13 protein-coding genes and 1 riboswitch are annotated in these 13,481 nt (G+C 62.6%); of the genes, 5 read left to right on the forward strand and 8 right to left on the reverse strand.

All coding sequences use genetic code 11. From position 1 onward, the window contains the following. Positions 1 to 2 precede the first annotated feature (2 nt). The 4 genes from E4P29_RS03550 to E4P29_RS03565 form a co-directional block, all read right to left on the reverse strand. Positions 3 to 1,235: a thiolase family protein gene (locus E4P29_RS03550; RefSeq protein ID WP_135042033.1), complete on the reverse strand. Its 1,233-nt coding sequence runs from the start codon at positions 1,233 to 1,235 to the stop codon at positions 3 to 5. Positions 1,236 to 1,292: 57 nt separating this feature from the next. Continuing rightward, positions 1,293 to 2,597, reverse strand: coding sequence for an MFS transporter (locus tag E4P29_RS03555; protein ID WP_245154145.1), 1,305 nt, complete (start codon positions 2,595 to 2,597; stop codon positions 1,293 to 1,295). 145 nt (positions 2,598 to 2,742) lie between these two features. Then, a complete protein-coding gene (locus E4P29_RS03560) occupies positions 2,743 to 3,876 on the reverse strand; it encodes a helix-turn-helix domain-containing protein (RefSeq protein ID WP_135042035.1) in 1,134 nt (377 codons plus the stop codon). 90 nt (positions 3,877 to 3,966) lie between these two features. Beyond that, complete coding sequence (locus E4P29_RS03565; RefSeq protein WP_135042037.1) at positions 3,967 to 4,962, reverse strand: fumarylacetoacetate hydrolase family protein; 996 nt, start codon at positions 4,960 to 4,962, stop codon at positions 3,967 to 3,969. Positions 4,963 to 5,538: 576 nt separating this feature from the next. On the opposite strand from E4P29_RS03565, the gene E4P29_RS03570 reads away from it, so the two are divergent. Both E4P29_RS03570 and E4P29_RS03575 read left to right on the forward strand, forming a co-directional pair. Beyond that, complete coding sequence (locus tag E4P29_RS03570; RefSeq protein ID WP_135042039.1) at positions 5,539 to 6,006, forward strand: GNAT family N-acetyltransferase; 468 nt, start codon at positions 5,539 to 5,541, stop codon at positions 6,004 to 6,006. A 586-nt stretch (positions 6,007 to 6,592) separates the two neighbouring features. Next, entirely contained in the window at positions 6,593 to 6,754 is a 162-nt protein-coding gene (locus E4P29_RS03575) for a hypothetical protein (protein ID WP_348539758.1), read from the forward strand. Between the two features lie 515 nt (positions 6,755 to 7,269). On the opposite strand, the gene E4P29_RS03580 is transcribed toward E4P29_RS03575, so the two are convergent. Beyond that, positions 7,270 to 7,845: a DUF6461 domain-containing protein gene (locus E4P29_RS03580; RefSeq protein ID WP_135042044.1), complete on the reverse strand. Its 576-nt coding sequence runs from the start codon at positions 7,843 to 7,845 to the stop codon at positions 7,270 to 7,272. A gap of 206 nt (positions 7,846 to 8,051) precedes the next feature. Here E4P29_RS03580 and E4P29_RS03585 point away from each other — a divergent pair, with 206 nt between their 5' ends. Both E4P29_RS03585 and E4P29_RS03590 read left to right on the forward strand, forming a co-directional pair. Beyond that, entirely contained in the window at positions 8,052 to 8,411 is a 360-nt protein-coding gene (locus E4P29_RS03585) for a hypothetical protein (protein WP_135042046.1), read from the forward strand. A 145-nt stretch (positions 8,412 to 8,556) separates the two neighbouring features. Continuing rightward, positions 8,557 to 9,027, forward strand: a complete 471-nt coding sequence (locus E4P29_RS03590) for a hypothetical protein (RefSeq protein WP_032370176.1) — start codon at positions 8,557 to 8,559, stop codon at positions 9,025 to 9,027. 70 nt (positions 9,028 to 9,097) lie between these two features. Here E4P29_RS03590 and E4P29_RS03595 read toward each other — a convergent pair whose 3' ends face one another. The 3 genes from E4P29_RS03595 to E4P29_RS03605 are packed head-to-tail and all read right to left on the reverse strand — an operon-like array spanning position 9,098 to position 11,924. After that, positions 9,098 to 10,117, reverse strand: a complete 1,020-nt coding sequence (locus E4P29_RS03595; protein ID WP_135042048.1) for an ABC transporter substrate-binding protein — start codon at positions 10,115 to 10,117, stop codon at positions 9,098 to 9,100. After that, positions 10,114 to 10,887: an ABC transporter ATP-binding protein gene (locus tag E4P29_RS03600; protein WP_135042050.1), complete on the reverse strand. Its 774-nt coding sequence runs from the start codon at positions 10,885 to 10,887 to the stop codon at positions 10,114 to 10,116. The genes E4P29_RS03595 and E4P29_RS03600 overlap by 4 nt, the downstream gene beginning before the upstream one ends. Beyond that, entirely contained in the window at positions 10,887 to 11,924 is a 1,038-nt protein-coding gene (locus tag E4P29_RS03605) for an iron ABC transporter permease (protein WP_135042052.1), read from the reverse strand. Before E4P29_RS03605 ends, E4P29_RS03600 begins: the two co-directional genes overlap by 1 nt. Before the next feature lie 125 nt (positions 11,925 to 12,049). Beyond that, positions 12,050 to 12,274: riboswitch (cobalamin riboswitch) on the reverse strand. A gap of 176 nt (positions 12,275 to 12,450) precedes the next feature. Between E4P29_RS03605 and E4P29_RS03610 the strand changes: the two genes are divergently transcribed. Next, on the forward strand, positions 12,451 to 13,479 hold the full coding sequence (locus E4P29_RS03610) for an LLM class flavin-dependent oxidoreductase (protein WP_135042054.1): 1,029 nt from the start codon (positions 12,451 to 12,453) through the stop codon (positions 13,477 to 13,479). Positions 13,480 to 13,481 lie beyond the last annotated feature (2 nt).

Here is a 13,481-nt window from a genome sequence, read left to right on the forward strand (position 1 = left end):
GGTTATGTACCTTTCAAGATGATGACGGAGGTCACGGCTTCTTCGCCGCGGTGAAAACCGCCGCCGTTCTCGGCCAATGCGATTCGCGCACCGTCGACCTGTCGGCGACCTGCGCGGCCGCGAAGTTGATCGGTGAGCTCGAAGACCTGACCAAGCCCCGTGGCACCGAGGGGGTGGCCCTTGGATTCGAGGCCGCCGGAGGGATTGATCGGGATGCGGCCGCCGATGCTGGTGTCGCCGCGTTCGGCCGCCGCTCCGCCCTCGCCGGGTGGGACCAACCCGAGCATTTCGGATTGCAGCACCTCGGCGAACGCTGTCGCGTCGTGCACCTCCGCCACGTCGACCTGGTCAGGTCCGATGCCGGCCTTGTCGTATGCGCGTGTGGCGACATGCTGTGCCAGGTGCCCGTCGAACGTGGTGGTGTCTCTGTCCGTGCCCGTACCGACCACCGTGGCCAGAACCTCGATGGGATATTCGGTGTGTAGCCGCGCGAGTCCTGCATCGCTGCACACGATGACCGCTGCGCCGCCGTCGGTGACCGGTGCGCACATCGGGACAGTCAGAGGATGTGACAGCCGCCGTGCAGCGAGAACGTCCTCGACAGACAACGCACGGCGGTAGTGCGCCCGGGTGTTGTCGACGGCGTGCGCGTGGTTCTTGGCGCTCACTGCCGCGATCTGTTCCGGCGTCGAACCGTAGATGCGCATGTGGTTTCGGGCCATCGCGGCGTAGATGTCCATGAAGATCGACCGGTGCCCGAGGTCGGGTTCGTCGAGATCACCGCCGAGCTCCACCATGGTCCGTTCGAGGGAAGCGCGATCGGTGACATCGAAACCCGCATCGAACAGCGACATAGTCTTCTGTGGATCCCCGATGTGCATCTTCTCCGCGCCGACGGCCAAGGCCACGTCCGCCTCGCCCGCACGAACGTGTGTCACCGCCAGATTGAATGCGGATGCACCTGTTGCACAGGCATTTTCGACATTGTGCACGGGGATCGTGCCGATGCCCATTCCACGCAGAGCGATCTGTCCGGATATTGTCGCTTGGCCTTCGAGGAACCCGTGGGCGGCGGACGCATAGAACGCCACATCGATCATGCCGATGTTCGCGCTCACGCCGGCATCTCGGATCGCGTCACTGATTGCGAGCCGGGCCAGGTCGTGATTGGACCTGTTGGGGTGTATTCCGAAGGGCGTCATCCCCACTCCGGCGATCCATACTCGTGAATTCATGTACTTCCTTCGCGGTGAACTTCGATGCGACTGCGACTACGAATCGATCGAGATCACTTATTTGAGAGGGGCTTTGGCGGTTTCGGGAAGGAAAAGGTAGACGGCTGTACTCACTGCTGCGACCGACGCGATGTACCAGCCGAAGCGCTCGGCGTGCCCGATCTCGACGAGCCACGTCGCGAGATAGGGGCCGGTTCCGCCGAATACCGCCACAGCCAAGGCGTACGGGAAGCCGATGCCGGAGCTACGCAGCCGGGACGGAAAGAGTTCGCTGACGATCGCGGCGCTGATGCTTGCCCATGCCGCGATGAAAAGCAGGCCCGTGATCTGAACGAACAGCAAGCTCCCCATGGTGGGTTGCAGGGACGACAGCAGCGGAATCGTCGCGATGGTGAAGAACAGCCCGAAGGCGATGAGAAGGGGTTTGCGACCGACCCGGTCCGACAACGCACCGAACAACGGCAGTGCCAGCAGGAAGATCGTCAGGGAGATCACGCCGGTGATCAGGCCCTTCTTCACATCGAAGCCGACCGTGATGCTCGCGTAGGTCGGAAGGTAGGCGGTCCACACGTAGAAGACGAGAGCCGGTGCCGCGGTGAGGCCGAAGATCTGAAGAGCCGCTTTGGGGTGCTCGCGGAAGAAGTCGAACATGCCCACACGGGCGCTCTTGGGCTTGTCGATGACGTCCTCGTGCAGGGTCTCCTGGGCGTGCCGGCGTACCCACAGTCCGACCATGGCGGCAACAGATCCGAAGATGAACGGTATGCGCCACCCCCAGGAAGTCATGTCCTCGGATGAAAGCGTGGTAGCGAGGAGGGCGCTGAGGCCGATGGCAGTGAGGTTGGCCGTGGTCGCGCTGATGTACAGAACGCTCGAGAACAGACCGCGTCGGCCGGGTGGAGCCGACTCCACGACGAATGCCGAGCCGGCCGCATATTCGCCACCTGCGGACGCGCCCTGGATGATTCGGGCGATCAGCAGGATGATCGGTGCCGCGATTCCGATTTGTTCGTAGGTCGGTACAGCGCCGATCATCAGCGAGCCGATCCCCATGCCGACGATCGTTCCGCTCAGTGCACGTCGTCGGCCGAATCGATCGGCGAGAACACCGATGACCAGTCCACCCACGGGTCGAGCGAAGAAGCCGACCGCGAAGATCGCGAGCGTCGACAACAGCGGAACGAGGCTGTCTTCGCTCGTCTTGGGGAAGAACTGGCCCGCGAAGTAAATCGCGAGGATCGAGTAGATGTACCAGTCGAACCACTCGACAGCATTACCGACCGACACGGCCACGAGCTGACGGGCTCGGTTCGGTGGCTTCACGAGGACAGGTCTGGTGGAGCTGAGTTGTTCTTCGGTCACAGTTGTCTCCGGTACTCGATGGCAGCCTCGATGGCCGCTGGTGGCGTCGAGCGGCGGTGCTGCACGACGCACCAACTATGCGATCCAGATCACACCCAAAACTACGGACAGGGATCCAAGGTTCGGTAGTGCAGTTCGTAACTGGCTACGAAGTGGCGATGTCGACGGATCGAAGCGCCCACGACAGTTCGATGACCGTGTCGGTGTCCGACAGTGATCTGCCGGTGAGTTCCTCGAACCGCGCAAGGCGGTACCGCAGGGTGTTGACGTGCACGTGCATTGCATCTGCGGCACGGGGGATGCTGCGGTTGTGTTCGAGAAAGGCTTGTACCGCCGCGATGACGGGTGCGGCCGCGCCGCGCGTACTGTGCAACGGATCGAGGTACCGCCTGCGAAGAAACGCGGCGAGTTCGGAATCGATCGGTACCCCGAGTCGCCAACCGAGCTTGTCGAGGCTCGCTACCCCCACTTCGGTCGGAGCAGTCGCGTCGAGCACCCGCCGGGCAACGGCGAACGCGTGATGAAGATGAGCCGGCGTGGTCGCTGGGCCGATGGCGAGGACAACGTCGTCGATCGCGTCCGGTACTCGCGGCAGCAGCCCGAACAGCTGCTGGCCCGTGGGCACCACGATGCACACCTCACCTCGATAGCGCTCGGCGATGACTCGTTGAAGTGTCGTCGAACCCGCGGCATCTGTTCGGCGAGTGATGAATGGGACATACGATTCTTCGGGGTCGAGGCCGAGCACGGCCATCCCGCGGTCGAGGGCCTCGGCCGCCATCGGTCCGTCCAGCAGCGACAGCAGTGCTTCGTCCCTGAGACGTTGTTCGGCGAGGTCGCTCGCCACGCCGTACTGCCGGTAACTCGATGCTGCCTGGGCCGAGAAGACATCACCGAGCTTCCACAACACACGCGTCAGCCGAACCACTTCGGATCCCTCGATCTGCAGCTCTGCGGCGAGCTCCATGAGGCGGTCTTGAATGCAGGAAATCGACACCCGAAACCCGGCCATCACATCCTCGATCGGCACCCCGGCGCGCAGCCTCTCCTTGATGGAGGTGTCGGCTTCCCAGATGTCCGCCATTTCGGGCACTGTGCCGTTCCGGAGCGTGCGTACCGCCCGGCGTAGATTGCGTTCAGCTGATGCGGCGATCGCAGCGTCGGAAACCGCAGCGTAGGCCGCAATCTCCTCACGGACGCGCCGCACAGTGGGGCCGACTACGTGCTCGTCGACTTCCAGTGCTCTCAACAGCGTCGAAGTAGCACGAGGCAGCGTCATTTGTTCATGATCGCGGACGGCCCGGGAGGCGGGAAAACGTGTGCGCGTGATCGGTACACGCCGGTTCGCTGCTCAGCTGTAGCCGAACCCCTACGCCGATCCGAATCGTGGCGGGTACAGCTCATACGTTGGCAATCCGGCATCCGCCGGGACGATTTCTCGTTCACCGATTCGATTGCGTAGGACACCGATGCCCTGGGCTTCCAATTCGACGGTATCGCCCTGGTTGATCCAGCGGCCCAGTTCGAGACCGCAACCTCCCCCGACGGTGCCGGTAGCGATAAATTCGCCGGGAACGACATCCTCGCAATAGCTTGACCACGCCAGGACCTCCTCGAAGGAGTAGCTGGCCGCACCGGCGACCCCGGTGGCCCATACCTCGCCGTTGACTCTCGCGGTCACGTCGAGTTCGTCGACGTTCACTTCATCGTAAGTGAGGACGGCGGGTCCGATCACGTTGGCGAAGTTCTTGCCTTTCGCGGGCCCGATCTGAGCACCCATCTCGAAGACCTGAATATCACGAGCACTCACGTCGTTGAAGATCGAGATGCCGGCAATGTGCGACGCCGCGTTCTTGCTCGAAATGTTCCGTCCACCTCTGGAAACGAAGAATCCCAGTTCGAGCTCGAAATCGAGCTGATCACTGTAGGCGGGCCAGGGGATGGTGTCCTCGGGTCCATAGATGGCTTCGTGATTGCAGTTGTAGCTCAATGGAAACTGAAGCAGAGGTGGCGGTGCTTCCCGACCGAACGAGCCTGTGTAGTGGGCGATGTGGGTCAGGTAGTCGCGTACTCTGCGCGGTCGTGGCACGGGAGAGACCAGTTGTACATCAGCAAGCGTTCTGGTCACCGGTTGCCGCTGCCGCGTCGTCGTCTCGGCCCCCTCGGCCAAGGCTGATTCGACCAGCCGTTGTCCTGCCTCCAGGCCGCGGGGCCCGCTCTCGAAAAACGGCACCATGGAGCTGAATTCGGGCCGGACTGCGGTCGGCTCGAAGACTTCGTTTGCGCGAGCGAGATCTACGACGACCTCACCCGATACGGCTCCCAATCGAGCTTCGCGGCCTTCACGGTAGGACACCAGCAACATAGGTTTGATCCTTTCTTCGGAATGCGATGTAGCGGTCGAGGGTGCTCAGGGGCTTTGGTTGATCTTCGACAGCACGTCGTAGCTGTCCTCGATGAGAACGTCCGAGGTGCCGTCCGACCTTGTACCCATCAAATACCGCTTCGTGGAGAACATCACCTATCCATCCGTTCGTTGCAGATCACGTACCGAAATATCGACGTCACTCAGACCGGGTCTACAGCTGCGCAATCGAACCCAAACCCGACGCGAAGGCGCGAACTTCGATGCCGCGGACTCGTACTAATACGACACCGATATTTTCGCTGTGTCACTGTTCGCGGGCCCAACACAGAGCGACCCGGTTCGTTCCGCGGGACAGAGCGAGGCCTTGCAGGCTAACAATGCCTCGGCGAGAACGTTCAAAAGTGCACTTGGTCAGACAGCACGTAATAAGCGGCATCGTAGATGCGAAACACGCTGCCGCACAGCATATGCAAAGGTTTGCTGGTATGTCTGCATATCGGAACTGGTCGTATAGCGCAGCCGGGGCAATTCCCCTGTCGAGGGTCGGCGCGAGGCCGCTGTCAGACTGGCTGCATGTCGATCACACTCGTCCCGATCACTCTCCAACGGTTTCCATCATGGCTGAAACGGAGCCAGGGCGAGTACAAGACGGACCTGATCGCTACAGGTGAGACGCCACGCGCCGCTGAAGAGCACTCCAGTGATGCCCTCGAGCGTGCTTTCCCAGCGGGTGCTCCCACCCCGGGTAACACTGTGTTCGACCTCGTTGACGACACCGGCCAGATCGTCGGGTACCTCTGGATCGGCCGCGACAACTCGGACGACGCCAGCTCGTGGTGGGTGTGGGATGTCCTGGTCGAGCCAGAGCACCGAGGCCAGGGCTATGGGCGAGCAGCGATGCAGCTCGCCGAAGACCATGCACGGTCGGAGGGCGCACGGACGCTCGGACTGAGCGTGTTCGGTTTCAATGCGGTCGCGCGCGGGATGTACGAGTCAGCCGGATATGAAACCACAAGTGTAAAGATGCGCAAGCAGCTCTGACCCCCAACCCTTAGCTCCTGGGATGGTCGTGAGCCGGTGCAGGGCCGCTGCGAGGCAGAGACGGCGCGGCTGGTTACGAGCGGTCCTATCTGACCTCACAACGACGCCGCGCCATTTGCGGCCGTACCGACGGCAAGCCATGGAATAACAACGCAACGCGCTCACCCCGACGGCATCTGCGCCGCGTCAGGACCTCTCGCATTGATCCGACGTCGAGACCGAGGAAGACGAGAAATGTTGTGCTGCAACAATACGCAGACGTTTACCTGGCATTATCCGTCTTATCGGCAGTCCACCTCTACTCGGTGGCGCGGTACTCGCCTCCAGGACTTAGTGACGGTGCGGAAACTGCCGTTTCCGCACTACGTGATCAGTGGTTGATTCGACGAAGGCGTTCTGTTTAGCGATCACATGGACGATGTCGGGGCCCGGCACGTCCAGTGTGATAGTTGCCATGTTCGCTCACCCCCTCAGATTCGTGAGGTCGGCTCGCTTTTTCGCGTTCGGGTAGCGCCTCCGCTGGCCTATGGAGCAGTAGTCTGGGTTGGAGTTGAGGAGGTGTCGATTGTCGATAGGACGACCGTCTGTGGATCGTGTACTGGCTATCGATGCTGCTCGTATCAACAGGGCTCTCGAGGGTGCTTGCAGTACCGAGGCGACCCGCGCAGACCAGGATGCGTATGTTCGCGGCGAAGTTGATATCGCTGAGCTCGGGCATCGGGTGCGTAGCCGGTACGGCCTCTCCTGATTCGGGTCGCGTTCGAGTACAAGGGAGCTCATCACTTTCAATCGTGGTGGAGTCGAATGTCCACGGCGGTCCGTTTAGACGATGACGGACCATGCGGGACTCAGATGGACCGGGAGCGGTTCGACGGAGGTCATCGTTTACTCATCACTTTGGGGCGCACCCGGGTGGATTCACGCGGACACTGCTGGTCACTCGAATCGCCGAACACCCAGCTCAACGGGCCGATGATGGACGCGAGTGCATCCACCTGAATTGTTATCTCTCGTACAGCGGGTCCGGGGTTCGAATCCCTGGTGGCGCACAACGAAATGCCCGTTCACCAGAAGTTGGTGAACGGGCATTTTTGTTCGGTAGCCCGCGTCGTCAACCCACTCGACCGTCTCCGCCGGTGAGTGGTCGGTTCCAGTCGAGCGGCAGGGAGAAACCGTCAGCAACTCGGCCGGCCACCACACCCCTTTGAGTCGCCCATCCCTCGGCATCTCGCAACAGCCGGCTGTACTCGGCTGAGCCCTCCACTATTCGAGGGAGTCGCCGACCTGAAACTGTTCGCTGCGCAACAGTTCATGAGTAAGTTCGATCCCAGTGTGGTTGACGATCATCGCTACATAGACCTCCAGCGTGTGAAACAGGCCGTCGGGCATCGGACCCTCGCCCTCGGGGTCATCGCCAGCTTCACGCATGCGATCTCGCCAGGGGCTGTCAGGTTCATCGAAACCCGGCCCGTCCTTCAGGAGCGCATCGAACATTGCTGTTCGAGCACCGTCGACCCACTGGGCGACATTGCTGTGGCCGACCTGAGTGGCGAACGTGAGGGCTTCGCCACCGATCGACAGCGGCGCCATCAGCTCATCGGCCAACCCTGCCACCGACGGTGCGACCGCCAGAACCCAATCACCCACCTGTGCAACGCCGACGACCTTGACATCGGCATTGACACCTTCTAGGCCGATCACGGTGCCGGTCCTCGACGTGGTCAGCGCATCGAGTACCGCTTCTGCATCGTCGTGACGGACGACGGTGAAAGACACACCGTCCGGTGCCCACGGGTAATCGTCGGGGATCCACGTGAACTCTTCCCAGGTTGCAGACATGGCCCAATCCTCACACGGTCGACCCAGCGATTTGCGCCTTCGTAGACGGTCCTTCCAACGTGACGAAACGGATTTCCTGCAAAGCTGTGCCCATGGCGTTCACCATCAGGCTCACGACTTCGATCGCGGCGAACCCCGCTGACGTGTTCGATCTGGAGTCGGATGCAATCGTTCACGCCGAGTCTCAGGGAGCGTACGGAGAGAGCGTGCGAGTCGATTCGAAGCGGAGTGCTCTTCGTTTGGGCGATGAAATCCACATTCGTTCCAGGCATCTCGGTGTGTGGTTCACCTTGACCAGCCGCATCACCGAATACGAGCCCGCGAGATATTTCGTGGACGAGCAGGTCACCGGACCCTTTGCCTCGATGCGCCACGAGCATTTCTTTCTCGCACGCCGGGGTCACACGCAGATGGTCGACATCATGTCGGTCGAATTCCGCGGCGGACGACTCGGCGCTGCGATCCTGGATATTCCAGGCAAGCTGTATCTCCGGCGCGTCCTGTGCGTTCGGAATGCATACATCAAGAAGCGTGCCGAAGCGGTGCGAGAAACTCGCGACCCATAGCGGTCTGCAATCCGACACCGACACAACGGTTCTCGACCCTGTTTCTCGCCCCGTTCGGCTGCATTCGGTTCGAAAGATGCTGATCGGTATTTTTTGATGCAGACTGACAACCCGGACATAGTTCACGCGAACCAGGAGGATTGCCATGCGATCGACCAGTCGGATTCTGATCGGAGCGCTGCTCTGTGCGCCAGCACTAGCGGCGTTTCCAGCGACGGCATCAGCGGCGCAATCGACAGACGTGACGTATGCATTCGAGGTCGACGGATCGACGGTGACCAACACGATCACCAACAACTCCGGTAGCGACTTGGCCTGCGGCACATCGTTGGCTCCCGCACCGGGCGGAGTGCTGCCGCCGGTGTGGGAGGTCGTCGGTAACGGCCAGTCGCTGTATTCGACCGACGACGGGGGCCAGATCGGAATCAGCACCCAACACGTCACCGATATCCCGGCCGGCACCTATGTCGCGCTCGCATCGTGCGTAACCGAAGGCGTCGATCCGACAACAGCGTGGGTCTCCGATTACCCCGGGCTGCCCGACGTCCTTGCGACCCTGCCGTGGAACTCTTATACGGTGCAGCAGGCTTCTCCGATCGTGACGATCGAAGACTGAGCGCCTGCACTGGATTCGAGCCTCGGAAGCCGCAACCACCGAGGTGTCGCTGCCCCGTTCTTGCGGACGGTCAGCGGCCCTTGGATCGGAGGAAGTCCGCCACCGTGGTGACGGCGGCGGGGTTGCGTGGACCTTCGACGAGCGCTGCGTAGGGGAGGGCAATGATGTTGTTCTCACGTACGGCGGTGGTGCCGGACATCAGTGGCTGTGCACGTAGTTGCGCGATCTTGGCGTCCACCGAATTCGATGGTCCGGCACCGTAATCGACGATGACGATGAACTCGGGGTCGCGTTGGGCTGCGGCTTCCCAGGATGCGGTGGTCCAGGAATCGTCGAGGTCGTCGAAGATGTTGCTGCCACCGGCTTCTCGGATGATCTGCGACGGAGCAGCGGTGCGGCCGGAGGTGAAGGGCTCGGGGTCGGCGCTGTCGAACAGGAACACCCGTGCCGGGTCTCGGCCGTCCGGAGCCCCGGCGTTCGCGGCACCGATCTGGTTCTCGTAGTCGGTGACGAGTCGGTCGGCCCGGTCACGAACTCCGAAGAGGTCGCCGAGGTTTCGTAGGTCGGTGTAGAGCGCGTCGAGGGGTTCTATGACTCCGCGTGCAGTACTGCCGGGTTGCCGGCATGCTTCGGTGAGTTGGTAGGGCACTGCGCCTATGCTGCGGATCCAATCGGGGGTCACGCCGGTCGACTCCTTGTAGCCGTAATTCCAGCCGGCGAAGACGAAGTCCGGGTTCGCCGACTGAATCACCTCACGGGTGAAGGCGTCGGCCAGTTCCGGCGCCGTATCGAAGTTGCTCTTCCACGGCGAGGAGTCGATGTCTCGCTCCTTGCCTGGGTAGCTGGTGTACCCGACGAGGCGGTCGGCGAGACCGAGGGCGAACATCATCTCGGTGATGCCGGTGTCGTTGGTCAGTACCCGCTGTGGGGTACCGGTCACGGTCAGCGGCTCGCCGCAGTTGGTGACCGTCACCTGATCGCCACCCTGCTCGGTGGCTGTGTCGACCTGGGCTCCGCACGAACTGACAAGTGCTGCAACGGCGGTCGCGGCAATGGCGATCGTGCGAGGCCGGCGAAAGAGGTGGGTCATCGAGTGTCCTTGTCGTCGAAGAGAACCTGTGGAACTCCCAGGCGTGGGTGGGTGACGATGTGTCCGCCGATCCCGAACCAGGTCGAGAGCACCTTCTCGGTCACGACTTCGTCGGGTGAGCCCGTACAGACGATGCGGCCGGCGTGGAGTACGACCAAGCGGTCGCAGAATTGGGCGGCGATGTTGAGATCGTGAAGCGCGGCGATCACCGTGATTTGCAGGCTCGCAGCGGCGCTCAGCACTGCGTATTGGTGTCGTATGTCGAGGTGATTGGTGGGTTCGTCGAGCACGAGCACGTTCGGTTGTTGGGCGAAAGCCCGTGCGATCAGGACGCGTTGGCGTTCGCCTCCGGACAGGGACAGGAACGATCGGTCCAACAGATGCTCCACATCGGCGACGGTCGCGGCACGAGCGCACGCGGCGTCGTCGCGGGTGCGGTCGCGTCCGAAAGCGCCGTTGTGTGGAAGACGTCCGGTGGCGACCACCTCGCGTGCGGTGAAGTCGAAGTGCATCGAGGAGTCCTGGGTGAGTGCTGCAACCTGACGTGCGTTCTCTCGCATGGTGATTGCGGTGATGTCGCGGCCACCTACCTCGATACGTCCGGTCGAGGGCTCGGTCGCTCGATACAGACACCGCAACAGTGTCGACTTGCCGCTCCCGTTCGCGCCGACGATGCCGACGATGCTGCCGGCATCCAGGCTCATGGTGACGTCGTCGATGATGCGGGTGCCGCCGATATCGACTGCGACGTCGTCGTAGTCGACGCGCATCAACGGTCACCGATCATCGCGCCGCGGCGACGCATCAGCAGTACGAACGCCGGAACTCCCACTGCCGCGGTGATCGCCCCCAGGGGGAGCTCCTGCGGCGGTAGAACCGTTCGGGACACCAGGTCCGCGGTGACGAGGAAAGCCGCACCCAGGACCGGGGTGATCACGACAAGCCTGCTGTGGTCGGCCCCGACCAGTAACCGTGCTACGTGAGGGACGACCAGACCCACGAATCCCACTGCGCCACAGATCGACACGTAGCACCCTGTCATCGCCGCGGATGTCACGAAGAGAGTCAGCCGTAGCCGTGCTGCGTTCAAGCCCAGTGCCGCGCTGACTTCGTCTCCCATCGACAGCGCGTTCAGTCTGCGGGCCGTCAGAGCGGTCGCGGCGACTCCGGCCACGGTGACTGTGGCGGCCAGCGGGACGCCGGCCCAGGTAGCACCGGCGAGGCTGCCGAGCAACCAGAACATCACGCTGCGAGCGCCGTCGCCCTGAGGTGCCAGGAAGATCAGCACGGTCGTCATTGCAGAGAACCCGTAACCCAACGCGGTACCTGTCAGGACCAGGCGCAGGGGCACCAGCCCTACCGGGGAGCGTGCCATCACATACACCAGGGCGGTTGCCGCGAGTGCGCCTAGGAACGCTGCACTCGAGAGGGCGTAGATGCCGAGGGCGCCGAACGTGCCGAACAGGACCACCGACGTCGCGCCTACCGATGCACCCGACGAGATTCCGAGAACGTAGGGGTCTGCGAGCGCGTTGCGCACCATCGCCTGCACCACCAGTCCGACCACTGCGAGACCTGCTCCGATGAGCGTCGCCAGCAACACCCGCGGCAGCCGAGAATCGACGACGATGCGGTAGTCGGGAACGTCACCGACGGCGATCGTGCCGCCGGACAGCTGGGCCCACAGATAGCCCATGGCGTCGGTTGCCGGGATGTGCGCGGCCCCGAACATCAGTGCCGACAGGGCTGACACTGCCCAGATCGCGGCGGCGAGCACAGTGAGGGGCAGGACCGATCTGGACTGCATGCGCAACTTTCTCCGCTGATCCCTGACCTGGCGAACTGCGAAAAGCACGGTATCCGAGGCGAATCCGCGCAGCGCGAACGACGACCTCGTCGACCGTGTCCCTCGGGATCGACAGGCGACCACGCCGGCGGCGCAGCCGCGGTGGCAGGTCTTCGGACTCGCGGACACGCCGTCCGACGACGTTCTCGGACGACTCCTACTGGCGGTCGCTTCCCAGGACGAATCCCAGTGCTCGATGACCGCGGTCGTTTCCACTCACCGCTGCGGGGCAGTTCCGGGTTCTCACCGGATTCCCTCTTACGATCCGATGACCAGCACGGCCATCGAAAACCAACGCACACGCACGATAACAGCTCATGAGTGACGCGTTGTGTCGGTCCGCTTCGCTGCAAGTCAGCGGATGTACTTCGCGGCGGATGAGTCGAAGCGTTGGGGAGAGTAGTAGTTTTCTGCCCACCCTCCACTGGAATAATCGAACCTTCATCGACGCTGATGGGTTCGTCCATCCCGAATCGAGAGGTACCCAATGCACCTGGGCGTAGACAGCTTCGTCTCTTCCGTGACCGATCCGACCGACGGCCGCGTCATCGCGCCGGAGAAGAGGATGGGGCACCTACTCGAGGAGATCGCCCTCGCGGATCAGGTCGGTCTCTACTCCTTCGGCATCGGCGAGCATCACCGCAGCGAGTACTACGATTCGGCTCCGTCGATCATTCTGGCCGCGGCCGCTGCGCGTACCGAGAACATCCGGCTCGGCAGCGCGGTCAAGGTACTCAGTGCCGACGATCCGGTGCGAGTGTTCCAGGAGTTCGCCACTCTCGACCTGATCTCGAAGGGCCGGATCGATTTGGTGGTCGGACGAGGCTCGTTCACCGAGTCTTTCCCGCTGTTCGGACTCGACTTGGCCGATTACGATTCCTTGTTCGCCGAGAAGCTGGATCTCCTGCTGCAGATTCGCAACAACGAAGAGATCACGTGGTCCGGCCGGCACCGGCCGGCGCTGAACCGTCAGGGGATCTATCCTCGTCCGCTGCAGGATCCGCTACCCATCTGGGTCGGTGTCGGCGGAACCCCCGAATCATTCGCTCGTGCAGGGCTTTTGGGCCTACCCCTGATGATCGCCATCATCGGTGGAGAACCGCGCCAGTTCGCGCCGCTCGTCGACCTGTATCGGCGCGCCGGCGCGCAAGCGGGTCACTCGCCGGAGAAGCTGAAAGTCGGATTGCACGTGTTCGGATTCGTCGCCGACACCACCGAGGCGGCAGCCGACACCATCTACCCGGGCTGGAACGAGATGTTCACCAAGATCTCACGCGAGCGCGGGTTTGCTCGACCGAGCCGACAGCAGTTCGACGCCACGTCGGGACCCAACGGCGCGTTCTTCATGGGTGACCCGAAAACCGTGGCCGACAAGATCGTTCGAGTGAGCGAACAACTCGGCGGTGTGGATCGACTGTCGCTGCAGATGACCAATCCGCGTCTCGCCCACGGTGATCTGTTGCGCGGCATCGAGCTACTCGGTACCGAGGTCGCTCCGCTGGTCGCCGACGCGTAAGC

Origin of the sequence: Rhodococcus sp. 1R11, assembly GCF_004563845.1 — a bacterium.
GTDB lineage: Bacteria > Actinomycetota > Actinomycetes > Mycobacteriales > Mycobacteriaceae > Rhodococcoides.